Source organism: Calditrichota bacterium (assembly GCA_014359355.1).
Classification (GTDB): domain Bacteria; phylum Zhuqueibacterota; class Zhuqueibacteria; order JANLFK01; family Oleimicrobiaceae; genus Oleimicrobium.
This window is the reverse complement of the sequence record JACIZP010000016.1, coordinates 1-25993: the sequence shown is the minus strand read 5'-3', so window position 1 is coordinate 25993 and position 25993 is coordinate 1. Positions and strand designations below refer to the sequence as shown.

Genomic DNA, 25993 nt, shown 5'->3' with positions numbered 1-25993 from the left:
GGGCAAGCGGTTGCTCAGGGGGATGCCCCAATGGAGCCCACACAGCCGGGAGGGGTGAAAGGGATATGCTTAATTTCTTGAAAACATTGGCAACTAAACAAGATTCTGGTTGACAAAGAGCGGAAAAATTGCTATAATCACTTCTGCCACGCGGTCTGGATTTCCGAGATGGTCAGCGGGAGCAGAGGGCGCAGTCTGGCGGCACAAGGAGAGCGATGATCGCAAGCATGACCGGCTTTGGCGCTGGTACTTGCCGCGACAACGGCATTGAAGCCAGTGCTGAGGTCAGATCATTCAACAACCGCTTCTTGGAGGTATCCGTTCACCTGCCGCGGTTCCTTTCGGGGCGCGACCAGCAGGTGAAGGAGATTGTGCGGAGACAGGTGGCGCGCGGGCGGGTGAATGTCTCGATCAGCGTCAAGATGGAGAACAGCTCCTACTTTGGCCTTAAGGTCGATCTGGAGATGGCGCGCGCCTACAAGGAACTGCTGCAGCGCCTGAACGAGGAACTTGCTCTTCAGGACCAGGTGCGGCTCGACCACTTCGTGGGGTTGCCTGACCTTTTCAGCCCGGAAGGCGATCAGGAGTACGCTGAGGCTGCCTGGGCAGTGGTGGAACGCGCCCTTGCCGATGCCCTGCAGCAGATGGTGCAGATGCGCCTCCAGGAGGGCGCAGAGTTGCGCAGAGACTTGGAGAAGCGGATCGCTCTTCTGGAAGATAGGGTGAACCAGATAGAGACGCTCTCGCAGCAACGCGCTGCGGAGACGATGCGCCGCCTGCGGGCGCGCGTGCAAGCGCTCCTTGCTGAGGTGCCGGTGGACGAGGCGCGGCTGGCCCAAGAAGTGGCCATCCTGGCCGATCGCATGGATGTGACCGAGGAGTGTGTCCGTTTTCACAGCCACAACAAGCTCTTTTTGGCGTCGATGGACGGGGAGGAACCCTCGGGCCGCCGCCTCAACTTTTTGCTCCAGGAAATGCAGCGCGAGGCCAATACCATCGGTGCAAAGGCCGCCGACGCTGACATTTCCCACCTGGTGGTGCAGCTCAAGGACGAGGTGGAGAAGATGCGCGAGCAGGTTCAGAATATCGAGTGAGGAGAGCTCCTGCGATGGTCATGGTGGGCATTGGCCACGGCAACTATGTGGCGGCCGACAAGATTGTGGCAGTGGTGGCAGCCGCCTCGAAGCCGATTCGCCAGATGATCCGCGAAGCACGCCAGGAAGGGCGCTTGGTGGACGCCACTGCTGGCAAGCGGACGCGCTCGGTGCTGGTCATGTCTAGCAACCAGGTCGTGCTGTCGGCAAACCTGGCACGAACCATCCTGCAGCGCCTGGCACAACCGCTTCCGGTGCTGGAGCAACAGGGCGATGAAGCAGGCCTCGCCTGAACCTCGGGGGATGTTGGTGGTGATCTCCTCCCCCTCGGGTGGCGGCAAGACGGCAGTGGTGCAAGGACTGCTGCGCCGTGACCCGAGCACTTTCGTGTACTCGGTCACTGCCACTACAAGGCCTCCTCGGCCAGGCGAGCGCGAAGGAGTTGACTATTACTTCGTCCGCCCAGAGCAGTTCGTGCGCATGCGCGATGGTGGGGAATTGGTGGAGTGGGCGGAAGTGCACGGATACTGGTACGGCACGCCGCGTTCTTCCATCGAAGGACCGCTGCGCCAGGGCAAGGTGGTGCTCATGGCCATCGACGTACAAGGGGGACAGGCGGTGCGCAGGCTTTACCCGGATTGCTCGCTGCTCGTGTTCATCAAACCACCTTCCATGCGCGTCCTGCGGGAAAGGTTGATGAAACGAAGTACCGAGGGCGCCGAGGAAATCGCCAAGCGATTGCAGCGAGTGGCTATGGAGATGTCCGCGGCACGAACCTATGACCACGTGGTCGTCAATAGAGAGCTTGACCGAACGGTGGAAAGGGTGGCAAAGCTCATTGCCGCAGCCAGACGTGCACCGGCACGGCAGACTGCCAGAAGCTAACGCGATGTCAAGGAGGGTTGAGGACTGATGCTGTACAACATCTCGTTGGAAGAGATTGAAAAGCATGCAGAGAGCGTGTACGAAGCAGTTGTCGTCATCGCCAAACGGGCGAGGCAAATCAATGACGAGCAGAAGCAATTAGTCGAGATGGAGATGCGGGAGGCCCTGGCCGAGATCAAGGATGAACCACTTGACGATGACCAGCCCCGCGAACCGATCCACAAGCCATATATGCGTTTGCCGAAACCGACCAGCCAGGCCCTTCAGGAGTTCTTGGAGGGGAAGCTGCGCTACACCTACGTGGAGCGCGAGGATGCTTCCCCTGCGGAGGAGTCCGCTTCGGCAAAGGGAGAAGAGTAGGCAGGACATGCTTTTTCAGGGCAAGAGAATCGTCCTCGGCGTGACCGGCGGCATAGCTGCGTACAAGAGCTGTGAGCTCGTGCGGGCCCTCAAGGCAGAAGGCGCCGAGGTGAGAGTGGTTATGACCAAGGCTGCGGGGCAGTTTGTTACCCCGTTGACCTTTGAGACATTGAGCCAGAATCCTGTGCTCACCGAACTCTTTCCTGGCGTCGGCAAAGGCGGGACGGTGCACATCGAGATTGCCCGCTGGCCGCACGCGGTGGTGGTGGCTCCTGCCACCGCCAACTGCGTAGCCAAAGTAGCCGCTGGTATCGCCGACGACCTGTTGACCACGCTCATCGCCGCCACGACTGTGCCGGTCATCTTTTGCCCAGCGATGAACAAGGAGATGTACGCCAAGCCGGTCTTCCGCGAGAATGTGGCTCAACTGAAGCGCCTGGGCTACATTTTCGTGGACGCCGAAGCTGGTGAGCTGGCCTGTGGCGAGGAGGGATGGGGGCGCCTGGCGGAAAAGGAGCGCATCGTCGATGCCTTGAAGGCGGTGCTCCTCGGCTCAAAGGAGCTGGCGGGGAAACGGGTGTTGGTCACGGCCGGACGCACCGAGGAAGACATTGACCCGGTCCGCTTTGTCACCAACCGCTCCTCAGGCAAGATGGGTTTTGCCCTGGCAGAAGTGGCTGCGCTCATGGGTGCAGAGGTGCAGCTCGTCACCGGGCCGAGCGCCGAGCGAGCTTTTGCGGGCGTAAACTGCCAGCGCGTGCGTACCTCGGCGGAAATGGCCGAAGCAGTGCGCTCCGCGCTGCTGGACGTGGACGCCCTCATCATGGCCGCGGCTGTGGCCGACTTTCGCCCTAAGCATGTCAGCCCGCACAAGCTCAAGAAGGGCCTGGAGCACGTCGCCTTGGAGCTGGAGCGCACAGAGGATATCCTGGCCACGGCAGGTAGACACAAAGGCCGCCGCGTGTTAGTGGGTTTTGCCGTGGAAACTGAGAACGAGATCGACAACGCCAAGGCCAAGTTGACCGCCAAGAACCTGGACATGATTGTGCTGAACAACCCCACCGAGCCGGGAGCGGGTTTCGGCACAGACACGAACAAGGTCACGCTGATCAAGAGAGATGGCACTGTGCAGAAGCTGCCGCTGATGAGCAAGCGGGAGGTGGCTCGCCTCATTCTGCTGCAGGTGGCAGAGCTGCTGGCCGCTCGCCCAACTGGGCAAGCCTAAGGAAGGTGCATACGGAGACCATGGCGCATCCTGGGGACAGCGAGCTGGAGTTGGTGAGGCGCTTCTTGCGGCAACACGCCGAGCTGTACGGCGCGGAGGTTGTGTTGCCCGCGTCTGGGAGGGGCAAGGCGGCCCCTGACCCGCTTCAGGCGTACGCCGAGGAAATCCGGGGTTGTGTAAAGTGCTCCCTGGGCCACAGCAGGACGCATTTTGTCTTTGGCGTGGGCAATCCCCACGCCAGGGTGATGCTGGTAGGCGAGGCACCGGGCGCAGATGAAGATCGGTTGGGCGAGCCATTCGTCGGCCGCGCGGGCCAACTGCTCAACCGCCTACTCAAAGAGGCTGGATTCGAGCGGGAAGAGGTCTACATTGCCAACATTCTCAAGTGTCGGCCGCCAAACAATCGTGACCCTCTCCCGACCGAGATTGCGCTGTGTCTGCCCTACTTGCAGCGGCAGATCGAACTTATCAAGCCGGATTTCATCGTGGCGCTGGGACGCATAGCTGCGCACACCTTGCTCAACACCACCGCAGCGCTGAACAAGTTGCGCGGCGTGGCGCATGGCTGTGCTGGCGCGCGGCTCATCGTCACCTACCATCCGGCGGCGATTCTCCGCTATCCGCAGTTTGAGGAACCGACGCGGCAGGACTTGCGGCTCCTGCGGAGGCTCTACGATGAAAAGTATGCAGCAACCCGATGATGCCCGTGCATTTGGCAAGGTAATGGCTTATGGCTCGTGAACGAAGAGTAGCTCCCCCTCCGCCTCCGTTAGGCAATGTGGACCGTGTGCCGCCGCAGTCTCTTGAGGCAGAGATGGCAGTGCTCGGGGCCATGCTTTTGCAGGAAGAGGCGGTGCTGAAGGCCATCGAGATGCTGGATGAGCAATCCTTCCACAAACCGGCCCATCGGAAGATTTTCAGCGCTGCGCTGGCCCTGCACGAGCGCAACGAGCCCGTGGACATTGTTACCCTGAGCAATGAGCTGGAGCGACGCAAGGAGTTAGAGGAGGTCGGGGGCTCCTACTACCTTACGGAGCTGGTGGAACGCATCCCCTCGGCCGCCAATGTCGAGTACCACGCCAAGATCGTCCTGGAGAAGGCGCTACGTCGTAAGCTCATCGAGGTGGCCAACGAGATCAGCGTGGAGGCATACGAGGGCGAGGAAGAAGCCTACCACCTCATCGACAGGGCGGAGCAAAAGATATTTCGCCTTGCCGACCGGCGTCTGCGCCGCGGTTTCGTCAGCATCAACCCAATCATGCATCAGACCTTCGAGGTCATCGACCAGTTCCACCAGCGCAGAGGGGGCGTCACCGGCATTGCCACCGGTTTCACGCGCCTGGACGAGTTGACCGCAGGTCTGCAAAACTCAGAGCTGATCGTCATCGCAGGCAGGCCTTCCATGGGCAAGACTGCCTTTGCGCTGAACATTGCTTACCATGCCGCCCTCAATGAGGGCTTGCCGGTGGGCATTTTCAGCCTGGAGATGGCCGCACACCAACTAGCCCTGCGCATGTTGTGCACGGCCGCGCGCGTGGACCAGCACCTTGTGCGCACCGGGCGCCTGGCCGAGGAGGACTGGCCCCGCCTCAGCCTGGCCGTGGGGCATCTGGCAGAGGCGCCAATCTTCATCGATGATACGCCGGCCATTAACGTGCTGGAGATCCGTGCCAAGGCCCGGCGCCTCAAGGCTGAGCACGGCCTGGCTTTGCTCATCGTGGACTATCTGCAATTGGTCCGCGGCCCGGGCCAGGCCGAGAGCCGCCAGCAAGAAATCTCCATGATCACCCAGTCGCTGAAAGCATTGGCTAAGGAACTGGATATCCCGGTCGTGGCCCTGTCGCAGTTGTCGCGGGCGGTGGAAACGCGCGGCGGCGATCGCCGGCCCATTCTCTCGGACCTGCGGGAGTCGGGCGCCATCGAACAGGATGCAGATGTGGTGCTCTTCATTTATCGCCCGGAGGTGTACGGCGGAGGGGAGCAGGAAGGAACAGCGGAGGTCATCATCGGCAAACAGCGGAGCGGTCCCACGGGGACTGTGCATCTCACCTTCGTGAAGGAATACGTGATGTTTGCTAATCCCGCTGCCGAGGTCGGTTTGATGCCACCGGAGGTTGGGGCATTTTGACAAGCGCCCTGTTGGCAGAGGTTCAGCCCGTCGTGGAAGAGAAGTACCGAAAAGCATGCGATGCGCTCATTCGGCGGGTGCGCCGCTATAACCCCAAGGCGGACACGGCGCTCATCGAGCGGGCGGCGCAATTCAGCTACCAGGCGCACAAGGACCAGCTGCGCAAATCTGGCCGGCCGTACTTTGAGCACGCTTTGGCGGTGGCGGAGATCCTGGCCGACCTGAGACTTGACCCGGATAGTATCGCCGCCGGCTTTCTCCACGACGTGGCCGAGGATACGGGCACGACGCTGGAGGAAGTTGCGCAGGAGTTCGGGCCCACCATCGCGGGCCTGGTGGACGGGGTGACCAAGCTCAGCGGCTTGGGCTTCGACACTTTTGAGGAAAGGCAAGCGGAAGATTTTCGCAAAATGATCTTCTCGATGATCAAGGACGTGAGGGTCATCTTGATCAAGTTTGCTGACCGCTTGCACAACATGCGCACCTTGCAGTATCTGCCGGAAAGGACTCAAGAGCGCGTGGCCCGCGAGACGCGCGACATCTACGCTCCATTGGCGCACCGCTTGGGCTTAGCCAAGATCCGCTGGGAGCTCGAAGACCTGGCACTTAAGTACCTTGACCCGCCGGCCTATGAAGAGCTGAGTAGGCTCATTCGTGAGGGACGGGCCGAAAGGGAGCGGTATATCCAGAGGGTGGTGCGCCCCATCCGCAAGGCGCTCAAGGATGCCAACATCTGCGCGACCATCACCGGCCGGCCCAAACACTTTTACAGCATCTACAACAAGATCCACAGGCGGGGAGTGCCATTCGAGCAGATCTACGACCTCTTCGCCATCCGCATCATCGTGGACAAGGTAGAGGAGTGCTACGCGGCGTTAGGCATTGTGCACCACGTGTTCACGCCGGTGCACGAGCGCTTCAAGGACTATATCGCCACCCCGAAGAGCAACCGCTACCAGTCGCTGCACACCACGGTCGTCGGCCCGGATGGGCGCATGGTAGAGATTCAGATTCGCACGCACGAGATGCACCGTGTTGCCGAGGAGGGGATCGCTGCGCACTGGAAGTACAAAGAGGGCAAGGCCAAGGAGGACGAGCTTGACAAGTACCTGACGTTCCTGCGCCAGTTTTTGGACTGGGAGGGGGAGGCGCATGAGCCGGCAGAGTTCCTCGAGAACTTGCAGATCGACCTTTACCGCGATGAGGTGTTTGTCTTTACGCCCAAGGGGGACTTGCACAAACTGCCTGCCGGCTCCACACCGGTGGATTTCGCCTTCGACGTGCACACGGACATCGGGCTGCACTGCATCGCCGCCAAGGTTAACGGCAAGATCGTGCCTCTGGACTACCAGTTGCGCAGTGGCGATACGGTGGAGATTATCACCTCCCCCACGCAGCGGCCCAATCCCGATTGGATTAAGTTTGTGCGCACCACCAAAGCGCGCCAGCGCATCAAGCGCTGGGTGAGGGAGTCGCTTTTCGAGAGCAGCGTGCGCATCGGCGAGGACTTGCTGCGCGAGGCGCTGAGCAAGCACCACCTCAGCCGCGAACAGCTCGACCTGCCGGGCTTGGCGCAGAGCTTCGGCTTTTCTACCGAACAGAAGCTCTATGCGGCCATCGGACGCGGCGAGATTCAGGTGGAAAGGATCCTGCGCAAGCTGCTCCCCGCTGAAGCCAAGCCGGAGGAGCAAGAGGACAAGTCGCTCTTGCAGAGGTTCCTGCAGCGGGCGCGCGGCTCGGCAAAGGGCGTGCGGGTGCAAGGGGTGGACAACGTGCTCGTCGAATTTGCCAAATGCTGCCAACCGGTGCCTGGCGACCATATCTGGGGCTTTGTCACCAAGGGGAGGGGAATCGTTATTCATCGCACCGACTGCAACAACGTGGTCAAGCTCATGGAGGAGCCAGAACGGCATGTGCAGGTCGAATGGGACGTAGACCGGGACAAGATGTTCTTGGTCAGCCTGTACGTGCTCAGCGAGGACCGCAAGGGTCTGCTGGCCGATGTCTCCAAGGCCATCACCGATTCCGACACCGAAATTGTGAGTGTGAACATGAAAAAGGAGGACGCGTTGGCCAACGGGTTCATCATCGTCCAGGTACGCAATCTCCACCATCTGAACCGCATCATCAGCCGCATCAGCAAGGTGCCAGGGGTGCTGAGCGTCAGCCGCATGGAACCCTCCTCGCCGCAGAAGGTGGATGCGGGCAACTGAGATGGCCGACACCAATCTCACAAGGCGCGTGGTCGAAGTAGTAGTAGAGTTCACCAACAAGGAGACCTGTAGATGAAGAGGACCATCACCAAGAAGGATGTGGCAAAGCGAACGGCCAAGATCGTGGGTGAGAAGATCTACCTGACCGAGAAGGTGGTTGACGGTGTGTTCACGGCGCTCCGCGAGTTCATGCGCGAGGCGGATCCAGAGGTGCGCATCGAGATCCGCGATTTTGGCGTGTTTGAGGTGAAGACTACCAAGCCGAAGCCGAAGGCGCGTAACCCCAAGACCGGCGACATCATCTATGTGCCAGCCCGCCGCAAGACCCACTTTAAGGCAGGCAAGCTGCTCAAAGAAGAGTTGAAGAGACCCTTGTCGGAGCTCATGGCCGAAGCGAAGGCCACCAAGTGACTTTTCGGTGAGCTGGCGGCTCCCACGGTGAGCGAAGAAATCCGCATTTTGGCCATCGATTATGGCACACGCCGCATAGGCGTAGCAGTGAGCGACCCTACTGGGCAGATCGCCCAGGGGTTGCCGACGCTCAGCCCTCGCGGCCTCGTTCACGCCGCCAGCCTCGTCGCTGACTTGGTGCGCAAGTACGGCGCCAAAACCGTTGTCGTCGGCTTGCCATTCGGCATGCACGGCGGAAAGACAGAGGCCACCAAGCAGGTAGAAAAATTCATCCAGAAACTTGCCACCCTTGTCTCCGTGCCGATAGTTCCTTGGGACGAGCGGCTCACCAGTGTCGCTGCCGAGAGGGCAATGCACGAGATGGGTGGCTCCCCAAGTCGGAACCGAGCGAAGGTGGACCAAGTGGCTGCGGTATTGCTCCTGCAAGGCTATCTGGACAGCGGAAAGCGTTGACGCGGAGCCATCGAGGTGGTGAAAGCTGAAACGCTGAAACAGGTCGGGCTTGCTTAGTGACATGCGGGCATTTCCAAAGACTACCTAACGCGACGGATAGATTTCCTATGAGGATGAGCCTGATTCTCTGCCTCCTTACCGGGCTTGGCCTGACATTGGCCTTTCCCCCTTTCCAGTGGGGTTTTCTCGCCTATGTCGCGCTCATCCCGTTCTTTTTCTTGCTCAGGGGAAAGAACGTCGCCGAGACCTTCCGCTGGAGCTACCTGTGCGGGCTCATCATCAGTATCGGCACCCTCTACTGGATCAACTGGGTGACGCTGCCAGGCGGGATCGCCGCGATCTTGGTGCTGCCTCTGTACCTGTGCATCTACGCCCTACTCCACAATCTCGTCCATCGCCAGCTTGGCGAGGTCGCTTTTGTCACGATCCCCTTCTTGTGGACGGGCGTTGAGTTCCTGCGCTCCCTGGGTGAAATAGGCTTCCCTTGGACCCTCGTTGCCTACACCCAGACTCATTACCTGAAGCTCATCCAATTTGCCAGTGTCACCAGCGTCTACGGAGTGTCTTTTTGGGTTGTGTTGATAAACGTGCTGCTGTACCGCCTGATTCTCAGCCGGCACAATGTCAAGGCGGTGGTAGCTTATGCGGCGGCCGTTGTCCTGCTGTTCCTCCTTCCGTGGTGGTACGGCAATCGTGTGTTGTCCAAGGAGAGAGCACCTGAGCGTTCGCTGCGCGTGGTGCTGGTGCAGGGCAACATCGACCCGATGCTCAAGTGGAATCGCGAGCTCAAGGAGATGAACTTCGCGACCTATGAGCGCCTGAGTGCGCAGGCGATGGTGGACAGCCCAGATGTCATCATCTGGCCGGAGACGGCCACGCCCTGTTACCTGAGGCACGAACCCGAGGATTTGCAGCGGGTGCGCCGGCTGGTCGACTCGCTGCAGGTTCCTCTGCTGACGGGGACACCGGACTATGTGTACGATCTGGCTGCCGGCTTTTCTACCTACAATTCAGCCTTTCTTTTTTTGCCTCAAAGGGAGGAGATACAACGCTACGCCAAGATGCAGTTAGTCCCCTTTGGTGAGCGGGTCCCGTACGAAGATGCCTTCCCCTTTTCGCTGGTAAAGAAACTGCTTGACGCTTTGGAGCTGGGGGAAGGCAACTGGTCGCGGGGGCGCGAGCCCGTGGTTTTCGTCATGCCGGTAGCAGGTCGTGCATCGCTTGAGGGCAAGAGCGAGGTGAAGTTCTCCGTTCCGATCTGCTACGAGTCGGCCTTTCCTGATCTGGTGCGCCGCTTTGTGGTTGGCGGGGCCGAGTTGTTGGTGGTTATCACGAACGACGCGTGGTTTGGGCGTCCAAGCTTGCCGCGCTGGCTTTGTGGCGGTATGTACCAGCACGCCCGCATTGCGGTGTTCCGGGCAATTGAGAACCGCATCGCCATTGCCCGGTGCGCCAATACCGGCATCTCCGCGTTTATTGACCCCTACGGGCGGATTTGCAGCGCCACGGACATTTTCACGGAAGCGGTTGTCGCTGGGTCTGTGCCGTTGCGAGAGCAAGAGACTTTCTATTCTCGGCATGGGAACATCTTCACGGTGGTGGTCTCGGCAATCGGCGCTGCTAGCGTGGCCGTCAGCCCTTTGGTGCGTGGCGTCCTGGGCAAGCGCCAGGAGGTAGCCTCAGCAGCGTTGACGTCTGTGGGCAGCGAAGAGGTGGCGTCGTGACGGCTTGGCGAGGAACATGGGCACGGCTGGCGATCGCGATTGCCCTGGTTGGGATGGCCTCCGCGAAGCTCGGTGCGCAACAGGACCACTTCGTCACCATCAGCACGCTAAAGTGCCGTACCCTGGCAATGGGAGGGGCGAGCGCGGCGGTGCGTGACGACCTGGGGGCGCTGGCCATGAACCCCGCCGCGGTGGAGCTGTACGCGGCGCCGAAGAGCTTCCGGGTGACCTTCTTTCTCAACCCGCTAGGGCCAGTAGTGGGCTTAAGCCGCAGGCAAGACCTGGACGATGCCTCTGGGAGCGCGGACGTTGCTCCTGCAGCGGCGGCTGCTACCCTCCTCAAAGGGGTGGCGGTGACGATTTCTGCTCTGGAGGTGCTCCTAAGTTGGGGCGAAGAGACACCCGGCTTCGGGCCCCGCGAGCACGGGCCGGAAGCCTTTCAGATGCGCGACTATTTCAAGGCGTTCGAGAACTCGCTGGCTGCACGCGTGCGCTTAGCTCCGCAAGTGGCGTTGGGCGCGGGAATCGACCTGTGGCAGTTGCATACGGGAGGAAAACGCCTGTGGCAGGCCGGCTTTTCATACGGTGTCCTGGTGCAGCCCGACCCACGGGTAAGCGTGGGGCTGGTCTACGTGGAGCTCCCTGATTCCTTCGCTCATGCGCGCGAGACCTTAGATCGTATCCGCGACGAGTCGCTCAACTTGGGGCTGTGCTGGAGGCCTTTTGCCGGAACGTTGCTGAGCGCGGACTTGCGCAACATTGGCGAAGAAGGGGATCCATTGACGCGGGAACTTCACTTAGGGGCCGAACAGGTGGTGCTTAGGCATTTTGCCCTGCGGGGTGGCATGTACCGAGAAAAGGACAGCAAGAGATTCGCCTACTCCGCCGGCCTTGGCCTTGTGGACTTTAATGTGTTTGTGGCGCCAGAGCGACAGTTTGCCCATGCAACCTTCGCCGTGAACTATGCGCTCGTTTACCGCGAAACGGGCACTGGACCAGATCGCTGGCATCTGCTTTCGGCCCTGTTGCGGCTATGAGGAACTTTGCCGGAGGCCACAAGTATCATAGGCATGCATCACAAGAGGGCGTCTTGTTCCCTCGTCGGCATGGGGGTACTTCTGGCGGGCCTCGTAGCGACGCAAGGCAGAGCGGGGGGCCAAGAAGCGCGCTCGAACTTGGAGATGACGCGCGCGCTGGCGGCAGAGTTGGCGAAGCAGGCTCTGGCGGGCACAAATGCATCCCCGCTGGTAGTGCGGCGTCTTCCTCCCGCGCACGCTGCTGACTGGCTGCTGGAACAGGAGCTGGTGCGCGTGGGACAGGAGAGACAGCTCATCATCTATCTGCTGGCAGACACGAGCTCGGCAACTCTGGAGAGCTCGAACGAGGGCGTTACTGCCCTGGGCTACAGGGTGCTGGCCGCAGGTGTGAAATACGAGCATAGCAAGAGCGGGCTATTCCGCGCCGGCCGGGTTCGTCGGACGGTGTTTCTGCGGGCGCACTTCGTGGCCAGTACGCTCGACGGCCGCGTGCTATGGAGCGGCGACCTCGAACGCCAGGCTGGTGACAGCGTGGCGGTGCACCAGGTGGCTCGCCTGGAGGATCCCCGGTTGCCCTTTACCCAAGCGGCGCTCCCCCGTGCGCGAGGTTTGGCCTGGTTGGTAGAGCCGGCATTGGTCTTACTGGTGACGGGAACGGTGACGTATCTCTTCTACGCCTATCGCAGCAAGTAGACACAATCTAACCTGGAGTGTGGATGCGACTCGTGCGAACTGTCCTGTGTTTGTGGTGTGTGGCAGCACTGGTTCTGGCAAGTTCGTGTAGCAAGAGCAAGATCCGGCCTAACCTCACCGCGGAGGAGCGGCTGGCCTTGGCCAAACAGATGTTCGCCAAAGGCGACTACTTGGACGCGAAGCAACAGCTGCTGGTGCTGACCTTGAGCTTCCAAGGGAGTGCCGTTGCCGACGAGGCCCAGTTCTACCTCGCCGAGTGCCACTATCAACTCAAAGAGTACGTGCTGGCCATCAGCGAATATGAACGACTGCTCAAATCCTACCCAAATTCGCAGTATGTGGATGACGCGGAGTTCAAGATCGGCATGAGCCACTTCAAGCTTTCGCCGAGCTCGGGTCTGGACCAGGAGAACGCGCACAAGGCCATGGAGCATTTCCAACGGTTCCTGGAGGACTACCCCGACAGCCCACTGAAGAAGGAAGTTGAGGCCAACCTCCAGCAGTGCCGAAACAAACTCGCCAAGAAGGAGTACGACACCGGCACCCTCTATCGCAAGATGGGCTACTACGACTCTGCGCTCATCTACTTCGACAGCGTCTTGGCAACCTACTACGACACGCCGTATGGGGAGAAGGCGCTGTTCTGGAAGGGGGAATGTCTGATGAAGCTGGGTCGGTACCAGGAGGCCCAAGAGGCGTTCAGCAGCTATGCGCAGCGGTATCCCAAAGGGGCGCAAGTCGGGCGCGTGCAGAAGCGCCTCAAGGAGCTATCTTCGCGTTTAGGGCAGGAGGGCCTGTCGTCCGGTAACCCTGGCCAACGCCCAAAATAGGCTGCGGCAAGAATAGCCAGCAGCTGATGGTGCGCCAGTAGGAGCATCTGGGTAGAGACGAGCACAACCACAGGATCAGCCTGCGAGATGAGATTAGGACTCTTCGGAGGCACCTTCGACCCCATTCACCTCGCGCACCTCATTCTTGCCGACTGGGTGCGCGAAGAGGAGAAGCTGGACCGCGTTCTGTTTGTTCCTGCAGACACACCTCCCCACAAGGTGCACCGCTCGCTTTCTCCAGCTTGGCAGAGGCTGGCGATGGTGCGTCTGGCCACGGCAGGCTGCCCCTACTTCGAAGTCTCCGACCTGGAAATGCGTCGCGGGGGGATCTCGTACACGGTTGACACGGTGCTGGCGGTGCGCGAGATCTACGGGCTCGGCAGCGACCAGCTCTTCCTGATTATTGGCAGCGACAGCCTGCATGAGATGGATACCTGGCGAGAACCGGAAAGGATCTTCGCCGAATGCCAGGTTGTCGTCGTCCCAAGGCCCGGATATGACCCGGCAGAGGCTCCTCCTCGCTTTGCGGCAAAGGCAAGGCTGAGCAGAGCCCCGCTGGTTGAAATCTCCTCTTCGCAGATCCGCGAGCGAGTGTGCGCAGGCAAGAGCATTCGCTATTTGGTGCCGTCGAGCGTGGAGCGGTTCATCAAAGAGCAGGGATTGTACCGTGTGGCCGGTGACACAGACAGGCCATAGACCACTGCACTGGAGATGCCCATGGCTGGCCTCCGGCGGCCGGAGGACTAACCGTCGCTGAAGGACGAGGGGATGATTTACTGGATTTCCGTGTTTTTCCTGCGTGTCGTAGCGCGCATCTACTTTCGGGGCAGGGTGTTTGGCCGGGTGCCACCGCCCAAGAGAGGCGCCTATATCGGCATCATCAACCACCAGAGCCATATGGATGTCGTTGCGTTGAGCATGGTGGTGAACCGGCGGTTTCACACCATGGCCAAGCATACGCTCTTCTCCATCCCGCTGGTCAAGTGGTGGCTGCGCGCGGTGCATATGTTTCCGGTGCGCAGGGAGACCAGCGATCATCGTGCCTTCAGGTACGCGCTTGACCTCCTGCGCTCTGGCGAGGTGCTGTTCATGGCGCCGGAGGGAACGCGTCTGCGGCCAGGGCAGAGGCAGCCGGCCAAGGTGCGAAGCGGCTTTGTTCTGCTGGCGCACCTGGCCGGATGTCCAGTGGTGCCGGTGGCGGTTTCCGGCACGGGGCGTGCTCTGCCGCCAAGAGCTCGCTTCCCCAGGTCCGTACCGGTCGGGGTAATGGTGGGGGAACCGGTTACTTTGCCGCCGCTCCCTTCCGGGGCAGATCGCAAGGAGGCGCTGCAGCGCCAGGCCGAAATGGTCATGCACAAGGTCTACGACATGCTGCATGAGCTCGAGTTGCGCATGCGTGGGAAGGACCGTGGATAGCGCTGCCGGCAGGCCATTGCGGGTGCTTCAGGTGTGCTCTTCGCCCTCGTGGGGAGGGATGGAGATGCATGTCGGCTTTTTGTCTTCGCTGCTGCGTCGCCATGGTCATCAGGTGTGGGTTGCCTGTGCGCCGCAGACACCGCTCCATGAAGACGTGGTGGGCAAGGGGTTTGTCCCTCAGCCGTTTCGTCCTCGCGGCTATGTGGATCCGGCCGCCATCGCCGGTCTGGCCAGCTGGCTGCGGCGGCACGGGGTGGAGATCATCCACTGCCACTTTTCGCGGGACTTGTGGACGGTAGTGCCTGCGGCGCGCATGGCCGGGCGTGTGCCGGTGGTGCTCATCAAGCACGTGGGGACGATGCACGCCAAGCGGGATCCAGCCCACCGCTGGCTGTACCGCAATTTGGCGCAGGCGTGGGCAATCTCGCGCGTCATTCGCGACAATTTGATCGCCACGCACCCACTCCCGCCGGAGAAGGTGGAGGTGGTGTACCACGGGCTTGACCTCAGCCGGTTCCAGGTGCCGCAGGAAACGCGGAGACGCGTACGCCGCGAGTTAGGTTTTGCCGACGACGCCCTGATCGTGGGCACGGTCGGCAGATTGGAGCCAGGCAAGGGACACCTGGAGTTCCTGCGCATGGCAGGGCAGGTGGCCCGCCAGGTGCCGCAAAGCGCTTTCCTGGTGGTCGGTGGTGCCACGCGCGGCGAGGAGTTCCGGGCTGAGCCGATTCTCCGGCTGGCGCAGGAGCTCAACCTGGGGCCGCGGTTGGTGTTCGCTGGCTTTCGCGAGGACATCCCGGCGGTGCTTTCAGCGATGGACGTCTTCGCCTTTCCCTCACGCGCGGAGGCCTTTGGCCTGGTGGTGATTGAAGCGATGGCCGCAGGCCTGCCGGTGGTCTCCACCGCCAGCGACGGCGTCCTGGATATCGTCGTGGACGGCGAGAGCGGCCTGCTGGTGCCGCCGCAGGACGTGGCGGCCCTGGAGATAGCGGTGCTGCGCTTGCTGCGTGACCCGAGCCTGCGCCGGGCGTTCGGTGCGGCTGGGCGTCGGCGGGTGGAGGAACTTTTCACCGCCGAGCGCATGGTGCAGCGCGTGGTGGAGCTTTCCTGGCGGATAATCTGTCAGGCCTGCGGCCGGGTAGCCACCTGAGCAACCCGTGTGGTGGCCTTTCGGCACGGGGTGCTCATGCAAAGGAGGGACGGCCCAGTGTTCGGATGTGGGCCTTGCTCTCAGAGGAAGGGAGGTCTCCGAGAAGCCATTCTTAGGGAGTGACCATGGACCTCAGGCTCTTGCGAAGCATCCCTATCTTTTCGGGTCTGAACGAGGAGGACCTGGAGCGCATCGCCCAGCTCTGCGTGCACAAGACCTGTGCCCCCAATCAGTTGATCCTCGTGGAAGAGGAGAGCGGGCAATCGCTGTTCATCATCAAGCGCGGCAGCGTGAAGGTGTCGCATGTGAGCGATGAGGGCAGGGAGGTGATCCTCTCCATCCTGAACGCTGGGGACTTTTTCGGTGAGATGGCCTTGCTGGATGGCAGAGGGCGCTCCGCAAACGTCACGGCGCTGGTGGAGACGGAGCTGCTGGTGTTGCGGCGCGGCGACTTCCTGGGCTTGCTGGAGGACTACCCGCAGATTTCCATCGCTTTGCTGCGGGAGTTGGCCGGGCGCATTCGGCGGAGCGACTCGCACATCTCCGCCCTCAGCCTCAAAGACGCCATGGGGCGCGTGGCCATGGCCCTTGTGCACGTGGCGGAAAAGACCGGTCGACCGCGCGGGCAGGAGATGATCATCCCGAAGCTGCCCATCCAGCAGGACTTGGCGAACATGGCGGGCACGGCACGGGAGACCATTTCGCGGGCAATGGGACAGTTCGAGGAGATGGGCTATCTGCAGCGGGAAGGCCACCGCGTTGTCATCAAGGATTTTGAAGCGTTCAAGCGAGCGTTCAGTTAGTCGCTGACAAGAACTTTCCCCACGAGGACGTACCTGTGCTGCGCGCGGTCTTGTCTTTGTTGGTGCACTTGCACGGCCTGTTTGAGACCTTTCTCCAGGGCTGGGGAGGTCTCTTGCGGCGACCGTTCTACGGGCGGGCCATCATCGAGCAGATGGACGTGATTGGCGTGCGCTCCAGTGGCATCGTGATTCTGACAGCCACTTTTACTGGCCTTGTGCTTGCGCTGCAATCTGGATACGAAATGGCCATCTATGGGGCGAAGATGTACGTGGGCACGCTGCTGAGCGTCTCCCTGGTGCGCGAGTTGGGACCGGTGTTGACCGCGCTCATCGTCACCGGCCGCGTGGGGTCGGCTATGGCCGCCGAGATAGGCTCCATGGCCGTAACCGAGCAGATCGACGCCATGCGCGCGCTGGGCACCGATCCCATGAAGAAGCTGGTCACCACCCGTCTGGTGGCCGCCACCGTGATGACGCCCCTCCTGACGGCTATGGCCGATGCAGTGGGCATCCTCGGGGGACTGGTGGTTGCGGTGAGTGCCTTGGGCATTAGCGGTTCCTTCTACTGGGTCACCGTGGTGCGCGCCTTGACCTTTGATGACTTGACGATGGGCATCATCAAACCGATTTTGTTCGGGATGCTCATGGCGACCGTGGGGTGCTACATGGGCATGTCCGCCACTGGCGGTACCCGCGGCGTGGGCGAGGCGACCACCAGATCGGTGGTGCTCACCTCGGTGCTCATTTTCGCTGTGGACTTTCTCTTCACCAAGCTCTTCTTAGCGGTGGTGCACTGAATGGCGACACAGGCCAATCAAACCAAGGGCGCTTCCATAGAATTCCGCGCCATCCACACGTCCTTTGGCGACAACTGGGTGTGGCGAGGGCTGTCGCTCCAGGGGAGACCGGGCGAGACGACGGGTATCCGCGGGCGCTCCGGGTGTGGCAAGAGCGTCCTCCTCAAGATCCTGCTGGGTCTCATCCGGCCGGACAGCGGCGAGGTCTGGTTCGACGGCACCGAGATTAGCGACCTTAGCGAGCGCGAGCTGCTTCCCATCCGCAAGCAAATCGGCATGCTCTTTCAGGGTTCGGCCCTGTTCGATTCGCTGACCGTGGGCGAGAATGTCGCCTACTGGCTGCGTGAACATACGCGTCTGTCTGAAGAGGAAATTGCCGCCCGAGTTGCGCAATGTCTGCGCTTCGTGGATATGGAAGGGACAGAGGAACTGATGCCGTCGCAACTCTCCGGTGGGATGCGGAAGCGGGTGGCCCTGGCGCGGGCGATGATTTCCGAGCCGCGCGTCATGCTTTACGATGAGCCGACCACTGGACTTGACCCGATCACTGCGACGACCATCAATGGGCTCATCCGCAAGACGCAGCAGGAGCTGGGGGTCACTTCCATTGTGGTCACCCATGAGTTGGAGAGTGCGTTCAGCGTGGCGCATCGCGTCGCGGTCATCAACGAGGGCGTCATCGTTGCCGTGGGGACCAAGGAGGAGGTCAAAGCTTCCAACAACGAGTTCGTACGGACGTTTCTGGCGGGGCCAAAATGAAAAGCAGCAAAGAATCTCTCTTCAGCCACGAGGTGCGCGTGGGGCTTGCCGTGTTGATCGGCGTGCTCATCATCGTGGTGGCGATCATGACCGTCGGGGGGCAGCAGGGATTCCTTGCGGACCGTTACCGGCTGCGCGTGCTCATGACGCGCGTCGAGGGGCTGCAGACCGGCGCGCCGGTGCGCCTGGCCGGTGTGCGAGTGGGTACGGTGACCTCGGTCAAGTTCTCCCCGGATCTCACCGAGAACCGCATTGTCATCGAGTTAGAGATCGACGCCAAAGTCAAGGATCGCATCCGCAAGGACTCGATCGCCCATATCGGCACCTTGGGCCTGTTGGGCGACAAGTACGTGGGGATCACCATGGGTTCCCTCGACCAGCCGCGCTTGGAGGATGGCGACTACTTGCTCGCAGCCGAGCCCCTGGACGTGGAGAAGCTCATAGACGAAGGCGTGGCGGCTTTCAACCTGCTGAAGAGGTCACTGTCCACGGTCGACGACATTGTCACCAAGATCAACACTGGCAAAGGCACCTTGGGACTTTTGGTGAATGACCCCAGCATGTACGTCGACGTGAAAGCGCTGGTCAGGGTCTCGAGCGCCATTCTCACCTACATCCGCTCGGGCGAGGGCACTGCCGCCCGCCTGTTGGCTGACCCCCAGCTCTACACACGCATCACCGCCTTTCTTGCCTCAGGGGAAGCGCTGGTGGACAGCGTGCGCCACGGCAAGGGCACGGCTGCCCGGTTCGTCCAGGACCCGGCGCTCTACCAGGAGCTCATGACTCTCGCGAGAAACCTTAACGCGATCGCCGGAAGACTGGAAAAGGGCGAAGGGAGTCTTGGCCTCATGATGAACAACGACCTTCTGTATCGGCGGCTGAACACCCTTGCCGCGAGCCTTGACTCGTTGGTCACCGACTTGAAGCTCAACCCGCGGCGCTATCTCAAGGTGGAGATCTTCTAAGAACTTGCCGCGTCGCCTGGCGCGCGCGACAACTTTCCCTTGAAATTATGGCGGCGCTTTTGTATAATCAAAGGCGCTTGTCTTTGTAAAGAGGAGGGGGCCGGGAGGAAGTGGACATAGGCAACGCCGGAACGGAATGCTCGGATTATCGACAGCGTGGATAGCTACTGAGGTTGACAACGGTGACCGCTTGCTCGATGCACTGCGCGAGACAGGCCTTTCTGCGTTGGAACTGGACTACCGCGTGACGGCGGCCATGCTGCAGCAAATGCGCCGCCGCTTGCGGTCGCATGAGTTCAGCGTGCTAAGCGTGCACAACTACTGTCCGTTGCCAGAGGGCGTGCCTCAGCATCAGGCTTCGGGGGATCTCTTCCGGCTCTCCAGCACTGACCCCGAGGAGCGTGCTCGAGGGGTGAAACTTTCGCTAAAATCGGTCCATCTGGCCGCCGACTTGGAAGCGCGCGCAGTGGTGTTCCACCTCGGTGAGGTGGCTATCGACAATCCTGACAACGACAGGAGGCTACGCCAGTTCTTCGAGGACAAGTTGGTTGACTCTGACGAGGCCGAGGCATATCGCGCAGAGAGGAAAGCCGAACGGCGCGCCAAACGGCAGCCTTTCTTGGATGCGGTTCTGCTGAGTCTCGACCGCATCCACGCCGAGGCGGTGCGTTTGGGCGTCTACTTGGGCGTGGAAAATCGCTTCTATCTTCACCAGATTCCGGACCTGGAGGAGGTGGGCATCATCCTCAACGAGTTCCGGGGTGGGAACATCGGCTACTGGCACGACTGTGGGCACGCCCACGTCCAGGCGTGCCTGGGTGTGACGCCCCATGAGGCTTGGCTGGAGCGCTACGGAGCGCATCTGTTGGGCACTCACCTCCACGATGCTCGCGGTCTTAAGGATCACCTGGCGCCAGGGACCGGCGAGATCGATTTCGATTTGGTGGCAAGATATCTGGGCGCGGACACCGTGCGCGTGATAGAGGTGCATCCAGGGACCACCGTGACCGAGATCCACCGAGCTGTGGCGCTGCTGCAGAGCAAGGGGATTGCCGAGGCTGCATGAATGCGGTGGGTAGCCGGGGACAGACCGGTGCAGGAGAGCAGCGAGGGAACTTACCGGTAGCTACTCTTGCTCGGGGCTGAATTCTTCGTCCGCCCCACGCGCCACGCGCAGCCGAACCGGGTGCATTGCGATGGGCGACCTTTTAGAGCGCATAAAGATAGGGTGCTGTGGTTTCCCCGTGGCGCGGGCCCTTTACTACCGCACATTTGCGGTGGTGGAGGTGCAGCAGACCTTTTACCAACCGCCCCAGGTGGCGACTGCCGCAAAGTGGCGGTCGGAAGCGCCGGAGGGCTTCGAGTTCGTGGTGAAAGCGTGGCAGCTGATCACTCATCAGCCGTCCAGCCCCACCTATCGTCGTCTCAAGGAGCCCGTGCCGCCGGACAGACACGCGGCCTACGGCAGGTTCCGGTTGACCCCAGAAGTGAGGGGAGCCTGGGCGCGGACAGCTGAGATCGCTCAGGCCCTGGGCGCGAAAATCGTGCTCTTCCAGTGCCCGGCCAGCTTCACTTGCAGTGAGGAAAATGTGGCCAATCTGCGCACCTTCATGCGCGAGGTTGACCGGGAAGGGTTTGTTTTTGCGTGGGAACCCCGCGGTGGGTGGTCGGCCGAGCTCATCGGTCAGCTGTGCAAAGAGCTGGACCTGATTCACGTGGTCGACCCATTTCGCACAAGTTCTGTGCACGGCCGGCCTGCGTACTTCCGGCTGCACGGGATCACAGGCGCCGGGTATCGCTACTCCAATGCGGATTTTGCCCAGCTTGTGCAGATACTCCAGCAAGCTGGAGAGGCGTACTGCATGTTCAACAACATGGCCATGTTTGACGACGCGCGCCGCCTGCTGGAATTTCTCAGTAGAACTGAGGTCCATTGACTCCGTGAGCCCCCAAGGGACAGTTTTGCCCCTGCAGAAGGGGATTATCTACGGCCCGGTTGCATCGCGGCGACTGGGCCGCTCTCTGGGTATCAACTTGCTGCCGACCGCCTACAAGGCCTGTAGCTACAACTGCATCTACTGCCACTACGGCTGGACGCGGGTGAAGACCAACCGCATGGAGGTCTTGGCTAAGGATCTTCCTTCAGTGGCACAGGTGGAGGCCGCTCTGGCTGCATCTCTGGCAGATGGTGTCGATCCGGAATACATCACCTTTTCTGGCAACGGCGAGCCGACTTTGCACCCAGACTTTGCCGAGATGGTGGAGGTGGTGGTTCGGCTGCGGGACCGGTTCGCCCCACAGGCGAAGACCTGCGTTCTTTCCAATGCCACTGGTCTTGACCGGCCTGCCGTGGTGGACGCACTGCAGATGCTGGATCTGCGCGTCTTGAAGTTAGACGCGGGCACAGAGCAGAGCTGGAGGGTGGTGAACAGGCCGGCCAGCGGGCTCCACTTCGAACAGCTCCTGGCAGGTCTGCAGGCAGTCCGCGATTGGGTGCTGCAGGCTGTCTTCTTTCAGGGTAGGATTTCCAACGCCGGACCAGAGGAGGTTGAGCGGTGGATTGACCGCCTTGCTCAGCTGCAACCGACGGCGGCGCAGATTTATACCGTGGACCGTCCCGCTGCGGATGGAACGTTGGCGAAAGTGCCGGTTTCTGTGCTGCAGGATATCGCCTCCAGGGCCAGCAGAGAGACTGGTGTTCCGGTGCAGGTCTACAGCGGCTCCACTCAGGCGGAGGCATCCAAGGTCGCCAGCCCAGCCACTGCCAGTGAGAGGTGTTGGCCGAAGGAGGAGAAAGCGTGACCAGTCTCAGGGAGAGTACGGAACGCTTTGTGCTCCTCAAGCTCCGGCCGCCGCGACTGGTCGCGCTCAGTTTTGCCCTCGCGGCGTGCATAGGTGGTTTGCTCCTCAGCCTACCCGCTGCGTCGGTAGGAAGGCCGCTGCGGACTCTGGATGCTTTTTTCACGGCCACTTCGGCAGTGTGCGTGACAGGACTGACGGTAGTGGACATCGGCACGCGCCTCAGTCTTTTTGGTCAGCTGGTCGTGCTGGTGCTGATCCAGCTCGGTGGATTGGGCATCATGACCTTCTCGGCGCTGTTCATGTATCTGCTGACCAGGCGTTTCTCCATTCGTGGGCGGGAGTTGTTGGAAGAGACGCTTTCGCAACGTCCATTGCAAAAAATGAGCTCCCTTCTCAAGCACGTCTTCCTGTGGACGTTTGCCATGGAGGCGATTGGCGCGGTTCTGCTCACGTACCGCTTCTGGGGGCGCTACCCCGGGCCGCGGGCTGTGTACTTAGGCATTTTCCATGCAGTGTCTGCCTTCTGCAATGCGGGCTTTGGCCTTTTTTCGGACAGCCTCCGTCGCTATGCCGATGACCCTCTGGTAAACCTGACGGTCATGGCGCTCATCGTGCTGGGCGGTTTGGGCTTTATCGTGCTCTTCGACATAGCCAACGGCTTTCGCTTCCGCCAAGGCAAGCGGCGCCAGGCAATTTCGCTGCACACGCGCTTGGTATTGATTGCCACTGCGGTCCTCATCGCCACGGGCTTCGGGTCGTTTTTCGCCATCGAGAGCTTCAACTCCTTGCGGGGGATGCCCTGGCCGAGTCGCGTACTGGTGAGTCTGTTCCAGTCGATTACGGCCAGGACCGCTGGCTTTTCCACTGTGGACACCGGCTCATTGGCGCACGCGACCCTGCTTGTGCTGATGGGGCTGATGTTTATCGGGGCAAGCCCCGGGTCCACTGGTGGCGGCATCAAGACGAGTACGTTTGCCGTGCTTGTTGCTCTGGTGGTAGCGCGCTTCCGGGGCAGCGAAGATGTCAACTGTTGTCACCGCCGCGTGCCTGTAGGCATCGTGACAAAAGCCTTTGCCCTGGCAGTGTTCGGCGTGGTGGTCGTGGGAGTGTTCGGCCTGGCATTGTCGATCACGGAGCTTGGCGTGCGGCCGTTTGCGGGCAGCGGCGGACAGGCACTTGCGGTGCTCTTCGAAACCGTGTCGGCCTTTGGCACAGTAGGCCTGACCACTGGCCTCACTCCGCACCTCTCGGACGCCGGCAGGGTTCTGGTCATGCTGCTCATGCTCGTCGGGCGGGTGGGACCACTGACTTTGGCTCTCGCTCTCGGAAGAGGTGAGACAAGGCCAGCTGGATACCGCTACGTCGAGGAGAGCGTACTCGTTGGTTGATTGAGAAACCTTGTGAAAGGTAACGTATGCCGAGTTTTGCAGTTATTGGCTTGGGGAGCTTTGGCTCCTACGTGGCCCGCTTCTTGAGCGAGCGGGGGTTCCAGGTTTTGGCCATTGACAAGGGCGAGGAAGAGCTGGACAGGGTGCGTCCGTTCGTGGAAAGGGCGGTTGTCGCGGACGCGACCAACAGAGAGGTGTTGCGCAGCCTGGGGTTGGACCAGATGGACGCGGTCGTGGTGAACGTCGGCGACGAAATCGATGCCAGCATACTCATTACCCTGTACCTGAAGGACCTGGGGACCAAGCGCATTATCGTCAAGGCGATCACCGAGGACCACCAGCGGATTCTGGACCTCATCGGTGCCACTGATGTCATCTTACCCGAGCGCGAGGTGGCGTTCAAGGTCGCGCAGAGCTTAGACAATCCCAATATCTTGGACTTCCTCACCCTTGCGCCTGGCTACAGCATCGTCGAGCTTGCGCCACCAAGCAGCTTCCTGCACAAGACGCTGCGCCAGCTGGACCTCACCAACAAGTACGGCGTGCAGGTCATCATGGTCAAGGAACTCATTCCAGAGAATATTAAAGTCGTGCCAGGCGCCGATCACGTGGTCAAGGATAGCGATGTCCTGGTTGTGTTGGGAAAGAATTCCGCCCTGGAAAAACTGAGGCGCCTTAAGTGAGGCTGCGGACCTCCGTCAAAAGCTTTTTCTACGGCCCGGTGCTGCTGAAAAGAGCATGCGCAGCCCCGCCAGGCGCTTTATGTGCTGAGCATGGAGGATTCGGTCGGTTCAGAGTGGATGGCCTAACGCAAAGGGCTTCCGCATGGCGAAGGTATGGACAGAGGAGCGACTCAAGCTGCTGAAACGGAAATACGGAACCGTTGCCGATGAGGAGTTAGCGGGGGAAGTGGGGGTTTCGGTTGCGGCGCTGCAAAGGAAGGCTAAGGAACTCAAGCTGAAGAGGAAGGCACCCACTGCAGAGCCGCCGCCCGAGGTAAAGGCCCCTCGCGCGGACGGAGCAATCCTCGGGGGAGAGAAGGTTATCGACATCAACGGCCACGAGGAGGAGATGCTCCCCTCCGGGCTCTACATCCTCACGGAGGAAGGGTGGAAACCCGTCATGATCCGCAAGTCCCGCATTGCGCCACGGTAGGGCCCGCCGCGGCGCGTGATGGCCGGGCTTAGGAGCGCTCGGGACCGCGGTGCGGAGGTGGATTGGCCAGCAGAGCTCACAGGCACAAGTCTACCAGAGGGTGGCGCGTCGCGACCGCCGACTATCTTCGTCTGAGCAAATCCCCTGGGTACGGTTTCCTTAGTGTGGTCCCATTGCTTGTTGTTTATGAATTCCTTTCGCTGGGGAGGGCCCATTCGCACCGCTCGGTGGTCTGGTATCTGGCCGAAGAGCTTCTCCGGAACGGACTGCGCAGTACTGGCGGGGTGAGCGTGCTCCTGCTCAATGCGCTCATCATCGCGGCGTTTGTCCTGGTGGGTGTGCTGGGGATAAGGTGGAGCGGTCACAAGCTGCGGCCGCTTTACCTTCCCGTGATGTTTGTTGAAGGAGGAGTGTTAGCGATCCTCCTGGCTTTGGCGCTGAACGCCGTGCCCCCGTTGATGGTTGGTGCGCCTGAAGGGGTCTTCAATGTGACCAACAAGCTTGCGACGGCTATCGGCGCGGGCGTGTACGAAGAGCTTGTGTTCCGCGTCTTTCTGCTGGGGGGCTTGGTGGTCCTCTTTACCAGAGGGCGGAGATTTCCTCCGTGGGCTGCCTACGTGCTGGCGCTAGTGGTCTCCTCGATTGCCTTTGCCGTGGCGCACTACTTCTCCATCGGAAGGGCCCCGTTCGACCGCCACGTGTTCCTCTTGCGCCAGATGGCAGGGGTTGTTTTCGGCATCATCTACTGCCTCCGGGGGTTCGGCGTCGCGGCTTATGCCCACACCCTGTACGATCTGTTCGTCCTGTTCGGGTGAAGTAGCGTGCAATCAACTAAGTGCCCACATTGTGGTCAACCCATCTCGCGCCATCGGAATCCAGTGCCGACGGTGGATGCGGTGATCGAGGTGTCTACCCCAGGAAGGAGAGACGGCATTGTGCTCATCCGGCGCAAGAATCCGCCGTTCGGTTGGGCGCTGCCCGGCGGCTTTGTGGACTATGGCGAGACGGTCGAGCAGGCAGTGGTGCGCGAGGCGAAGGAGGAAACAGGGCTGTCCATCCGCTTGAAGGGGCTGCTGGGGGTCTATTCGGACCCGGACCGCGACCCGCGGGGCCACACCATTTCCATCGTGTTCGTGGCCGAAGCGGAAGGCTCCCCGCAGGGCCAGGACGATGCGGCGACCGCCGCCGTCTTTCCGGTGGACGAGCTTCCTTCGGAGCTTGCCTTTGACCACAGTCGCATTCTCGCTGATTACCTGCAACGGTGGCGAGGGGAGCAATCTACGCCGGGTGCACGTCCATGAGCAAGTGGATTGCTAAGAGACGCAGATTGCTCATATATGCGGGTTCGGCAGCAAGCGCTTGCGTGCTCCTCGCAGTGGTGGCTGTGGTCGCGCTGCTCTTCCTGCCGCAATTCTGGCACAAGCAGGCGACGGCGCGGCAGGTGACGATCGCGCGCGGGATGAACCTTGCCCAGATTGCTCAACTTCTCAAGGAGGAGGGTATCGTGACCAACAGCCGAGGGTTTGTGCTCGCGACCAAGCTGCTGCGCACCGACGCGCATCTGAAGGCCGGCAAATACCAGCTCTCCCCCCGGCTGTCGTACTTCCGCATCGTCGACTTGCTGAGGAAAGGGCGGGTCTCGGCCGAGTGGGTCAGAATACCCGAGGGCCTGGATTCCTGGACGGTCGCCTCCATTTTGGCGCGC

General features: G+C 61.1%; 30 protein-coding genes. All 30 read left to right on the top strand.

From position 1 onward, the window contains the following. Window positions 1-215 precede the first annotated feature (215 nt). Complete coding sequence (locus tag H5U38_00945; protein MBC7185579.1) at window positions 216-1094, top strand: YicC family protein; 879 nt, start codon at window positions 216-218, stop codon at window positions 1092-1094. A gap of 14 nt (window positions 1095-1108) precedes the next feature. Next, window positions 1109-1387 carry a DUF370 domain-containing protein gene (locus tag H5U38_00940; GenBank protein MBC7185578.1) on the top strand — a complete coding sequence of 93 codons (279 nt, stop codon included), beginning with the start codon at window positions 1109-1111 and terminating at the stop codon, window positions 1385-1387. Beyond that, window positions 1368-1979, top strand: coding sequence for a guanylate kinase (gene gmk / locus H5U38_00935; protein ID MBC7185577.1), 612 nt, complete (start codon window positions 1368-1370; stop codon window positions 1977-1979). Before H5U38_00940 ends, gmk begins: the two co-directional genes overlap by 20 nt. 27 nt (window positions 1980-2006) lie before the next feature. After that, window positions 2007-2339, top strand: a complete 333-nt coding sequence (gene rpoZ, locus H5U38_00930) for a DNA-directed RNA polymerase subunit omega (GenBank protein ID MBC7185576.1) — start codon at window positions 2007-2009, stop codon at window positions 2337-2339. A 7-nt stretch (window positions 2340-2346) separates the two neighbouring features. Continuing rightward, window positions 2347-3564, top strand: coding sequence for a bifunctional phosphopantothenoylcysteine decarboxylase/phosphopantothenate--cysteine ligase CoaBC (gene coaBC / locus H5U38_00925; protein ID MBC7185575.1), 1218 nt, complete (start codon window positions 2347-2349; stop codon window positions 3562-3564). A 20-nt stretch (window positions 3565-3584) separates the two neighbouring features. Next, a complete protein-coding gene (locus H5U38_00920; protein ID MBC7185574.1) occupies window positions 3585-4265 on the top strand; it encodes a uracil-DNA glycosylase in 681 nt (226 codons plus the stop codon). A gap of 29 nt (window positions 4266-4294) precedes the next feature. Continuing rightward, complete coding sequence (gene dnaB / locus H5U38_00915; GenBank protein MBC7185573.1) at window positions 4295-5692, top strand: replicative DNA helicase; 1398 nt, start codon at window positions 4295-4297, stop codon at window positions 5690-5692. Further along, on the top strand, window positions 5689-7905 hold the full coding sequence (locus H5U38_00910; protein MBC7185572.1) for a bifunctional (p)ppGpp synthetase/guanosine-3',5'-bis(diphosphate) 3'-pyrophosphohydrolase: 2217 nt from the start codon (window positions 5689-5691) through the stop codon (window positions 7903-7905). Before dnaB ends, H5U38_00910 begins: the two co-directional genes overlap by 4 nt. A 72-nt stretch (window positions 7906-7977) precedes the next feature. Beyond that, window positions 7978-8316, top strand: a complete 339-nt coding sequence (locus H5U38_00905) for an HU family DNA-binding protein (protein MBC7185571.1) — start codon at window positions 7978-7980, stop codon at window positions 8314-8316. 27 nt (window positions 8317-8343) lie between these two features. After that, the gene (ruvX, locus tag H5U38_00900; protein ID MBC7185570.1) at window positions 8344-8769 is read left to right on the top strand and encodes a Holliday junction resolvase RuvX; all 426 of its coding nucleotides are present in this window, start codon (window positions 8344-8346) and stop codon (window positions 8767-8769) included. A 107-nt stretch (window positions 8770-8876) separates the two neighbouring features. Beyond that, window positions 8877-10493, top strand: coding sequence for an apolipoprotein N-acyltransferase (gene lnt / locus H5U38_00895; protein ID MBC7185569.1), 1617 nt, complete (start codon window positions 8877-8879; stop codon window positions 10491-10493). Next, window positions 10490-11530: a hypothetical protein gene (locus H5U38_00890; protein ID MBC7185568.1), complete on the top strand. Its 1041-nt coding sequence runs from the start codon at window positions 10490-10492 to the stop codon at window positions 11528-11530. Before lnt ends, H5U38_00890 begins: the two co-directional genes overlap by 4 nt. Window positions 11531-11668: 138 nt before the next feature. Beyond that, the gene (locus H5U38_00885) at window positions 11669-12223 is read left to right on the top strand and encodes a hypothetical protein (protein MBC7185567.1); all 555 of its coding nucleotides are present in this window, start codon (window positions 11669-11671) and stop codon (window positions 12221-12223) included. 23 nt (window positions 12224-12246) lie between these two features. Continuing rightward, complete coding sequence (gene bamD / locus H5U38_00880; protein MBC7185566.1) at window positions 12247-13053, top strand: outer membrane protein assembly factor BamD; 807 nt, start codon at window positions 12247-12249, stop codon at window positions 13051-13053. 87 nt (window positions 13054-13140) lie between these two features. Beyond that, the gene (locus H5U38_00875; GenBank protein ID MBC7185565.1) at window positions 13141-13749 is read left to right on the top strand and encodes a nicotinate-nucleotide adenylyltransferase; all 609 of its coding nucleotides are present in this window, start codon (window positions 13141-13143) and stop codon (window positions 13747-13749) included. Window positions 13750-13821: 72 nt separating this feature from the next. Next, window positions 13822-14469: a 1-acyl-sn-glycerol-3-phosphate acyltransferase gene (locus H5U38_00870; protein ID MBC7185564.1), complete on the top strand. Its 648-nt coding sequence runs from the start codon at window positions 13822-13824 to the stop codon at window positions 14467-14469. A gap of 58 nt (window positions 14470-14527) precedes the next feature. Beyond that, window positions 14528-15619: a glycosyltransferase family 4 protein gene (locus H5U38_00865; GenBank protein MBC7185563.1), complete on the top strand. Its 1092-nt coding sequence runs from the start codon at window positions 14528-14530 to the stop codon at window positions 15617-15619. A gap of 125 nt (window positions 15620-15744) precedes the next feature. Continuing rightward, complete coding sequence (locus tag H5U38_00860; GenBank protein ID MBC7185562.1) at window positions 15745-16422, top strand: Crp/Fnr family transcriptional regulator; 678 nt, start codon at window positions 15745-15747, stop codon at window positions 16420-16422. 35 nt (window positions 16423-16457) lie between these two features. Then, window positions 16458-17219: an ABC transporter permease gene (locus H5U38_00855; GenBank protein ID MBC7185561.1), complete on the top strand. Its 762-nt coding sequence runs from the start codon at window positions 16458-16460 to the stop codon at window positions 17217-17219. Continuing rightward, entirely contained in the window at window positions 17220-17978 is a 759-nt protein-coding gene (locus H5U38_00850) for an ABC transporter ATP-binding protein (protein ID MBC7185560.1), read from the top strand. Then, window positions 17975-18943 carry an MCE family protein gene (locus tag H5U38_00845; protein ID MBC7185559.1) on the top strand — a complete coding sequence of 323 codons (969 nt, stop codon included), beginning with the start codon at window positions 17975-17977 and terminating at the stop codon, window positions 18941-18943. Before H5U38_00850 ends, H5U38_00845 begins: the two co-directional genes overlap by 4 nt. A gap of 136 nt (window positions 18944-19079) precedes the next feature. After that, the gene (locus H5U38_00840; protein ID MBC7185558.1) at window positions 19080-20009 is read left to right on the top strand and encodes a TIM barrel protein; all 930 of its coding nucleotides are present in this window, start codon (window positions 19080-19082) and stop codon (window positions 20007-20009) included. Between the two features lie 130 nt (window positions 20010-20139). After that, window positions 20140-20880, top strand: a complete 741-nt coding sequence (locus H5U38_00835) for a DUF72 domain-containing protein (GenBank protein MBC7185557.1) — start codon at window positions 20140-20142, stop codon at window positions 20878-20880. A gap of 4 nt (window positions 20881-20884) precedes the next feature. Beyond that, the gene (locus H5U38_00830; GenBank protein ID MBC7185556.1) at window positions 20885-21745 is read left to right on the top strand and encodes a radical SAM protein; all 861 of its coding nucleotides are present in this window, start codon (window positions 20885-20887) and stop codon (window positions 21743-21745) included. Further along, window positions 21742-23133, top strand: a complete 1392-nt coding sequence (locus H5U38_00825) for a hypothetical protein (GenBank protein ID MBC7185555.1) — start codon at window positions 21742-21744, stop codon at window positions 23131-23133. The genes H5U38_00830 and H5U38_00825 overlap by 4 nt, the downstream gene beginning before the upstream one ends. A 26-nt stretch (window positions 23134-23159) precedes the next feature. Continuing rightward, the gene (locus H5U38_00820; GenBank protein ID MBC7185554.1) at window positions 23160-23816 is read left to right on the top strand and encodes a TrkA family potassium uptake protein; all 657 of its coding nucleotides are present in this window, start codon (window positions 23160-23162) and stop codon (window positions 23814-23816) included. 142 nt (window positions 23817-23958) lie between these two features. Continuing rightward, window positions 23959-24288, top strand: coding sequence for a hypothetical protein (locus H5U38_00815; GenBank protein MBC7185553.1), 330 nt, complete (start codon window positions 23959-23961; stop codon window positions 24286-24288). Between the two features lie 62 nt (window positions 24289-24350). Then, complete coding sequence (locus tag H5U38_00810; GenBank protein ID MBC7185552.1) at window positions 24351-25103, top strand: CPBP family intramembrane metalloprotease; 753 nt, start codon at window positions 24351-24353, stop codon at window positions 25101-25103. A 6-nt stretch (window positions 25104-25109) separates the two neighbouring features. Continuing rightward, window positions 25110-25589 carry an NUDIX hydrolase gene (locus H5U38_00805; protein MBC7185551.1) on the top strand — a complete coding sequence of 160 codons (480 nt, stop codon included), beginning with the start codon at window positions 25110-25112 and terminating at the stop codon, window positions 25587-25589. Window positions 25590-25615: 26 nt separating this feature from the next. Next, the coding region (locus H5U38_00800; protein ID MBC7185550.1) for an endolytic transglycosylase MltG at window positions 25616-25993 on the top strand (378 nt) is incomplete at its 3' end.

Excerpts from the sequence above, each read along its gene's own strand:
- H5U38_00940 (MBC7185578.1), top strand. The coding sequence starts at position 1,109 with ATGGTCATGGTGGGCATTGGCCACGGCAACTATGTGGCGGCCGACAAG.
- H5U38_00875 (MBC7185565.1), top strand. The coding sequence starts at position 13,141 with ATGAGATTAGGACTCTTCGGAGGCACCTTCGACCCCATTCACCTCGCG.
- H5U38_00870 (MBC7185564.1), top strand. The coding sequence starts at position 13,822 with ATGATTTACTGGATTTCCGTGTTTTTCCTGCGTGTCGTAGCGCGCATC.
- H5U38_00920 (MBC7185574.1), top strand. The coding sequence starts at position 3,585 with ATGGCGCATCCTGGGGACAGCGAGCTGGAGTTGGTGAGGCGCTTCTTG.
- H5U38_00845 (MBC7185559.1), top strand. The coding sequence starts at position 17,975 with ATGAAAAGCAGCAAAGAATCTCTCTTCAGCCACGAGGTGCGCGTGGGG.
- coaBC (MBC7185575.1), top strand. The coding sequence starts at position 2,347 with ATGCTTTTTCAGGGCAAGAGAATCGTCCTCGGCGTGACCGGCGGCATA.
- lnt (MBC7185569.1), top strand. The coding sequence starts at position 8,877 with ATGAGGATGAGCCTGATTCTCTGCCTCCTTACCGGGCTTGGCCTGACA.
- H5U38_00945 (MBC7185579.1), top strand. The coding sequence starts at position 216 with ATGATCGCAAGCATGACCGGCTTTGGCGCTGGTACTTGCCGCGACAAC.
- dnaB (MBC7185573.1), top strand. The coding sequence starts at position 4,295 with ATGGCTCGTGAACGAAGAGTAGCTCCCCCTCCGCCTCCGTTAGGCAAT.
- H5U38_00850 (MBC7185560.1), top strand. The coding sequence starts at position 17,220 with ATGGCGACACAGGCCAATCAAACCAAGGGCGCTTCCATAGAATTCCGC.
- H5U38_00840 (MBC7185558.1), top strand. The coding sequence starts at position 19,080 with ATGCTCGGATTATCGACAGCGTGGATAGCTACTGAGGTTGACAACGGT.
- bamD (MBC7185566.1), top strand. The coding sequence starts at position 12,247 with ATGCGACTCGTGCGAACTGTCCTGTGTTTGTGGTGTGTGGCAGCACTG.
- H5U38_00835 (MBC7185557.1), top strand. The coding sequence starts at position 20,140 with ATGGGCGACCTTTTAGAGCGCATAAAGATAGGGTGCTGTGGTTTCCCC.
- H5U38_00905 (MBC7185571.1), top strand. The coding sequence starts at position 7,978 with ATGAAGAGGACCATCACCAAGAAGGATGTGGCAAAGCGAACGGCCAAG.
- H5U38_00865 (MBC7185563.1), top strand. The coding sequence starts at position 14,528 with ATGGAGATGCATGTCGGCTTTTTGTCTTCGCTGCTGCGTCGCCATGGT.
- H5U38_00815 (MBC7185553.1), top strand. The coding sequence starts at position 23,959 with ATGGCGAAGGTATGGACAGAGGAGCGACTCAAGCTGCTGAAACGGAAA.
- rpoZ (MBC7185576.1), top strand. The coding sequence starts at position 2,007 with ATGCTGTACAACATCTCGTTGGAAGAGATTGAAAAGCATGCAGAGAGC.
- H5U38_00820 (MBC7185554.1), top strand. The coding sequence starts at position 23,160 with ATGCCGAGTTTTGCAGTTATTGGCTTGGGGAGCTTTGGCTCCTACGTG.
- gmk (MBC7185577.1), top strand. The coding sequence starts at position 1,368 with ATGAAGCAGGCCTCGCCTGAACCTCGGGGGATGTTGGTGGTGATCTCC.
- H5U38_00860 (MBC7185562.1), top strand. The coding sequence starts at position 15,745 with ATGGACCTCAGGCTCTTGCGAAGCATCCCTATCTTTTCGGGTCTGAAC.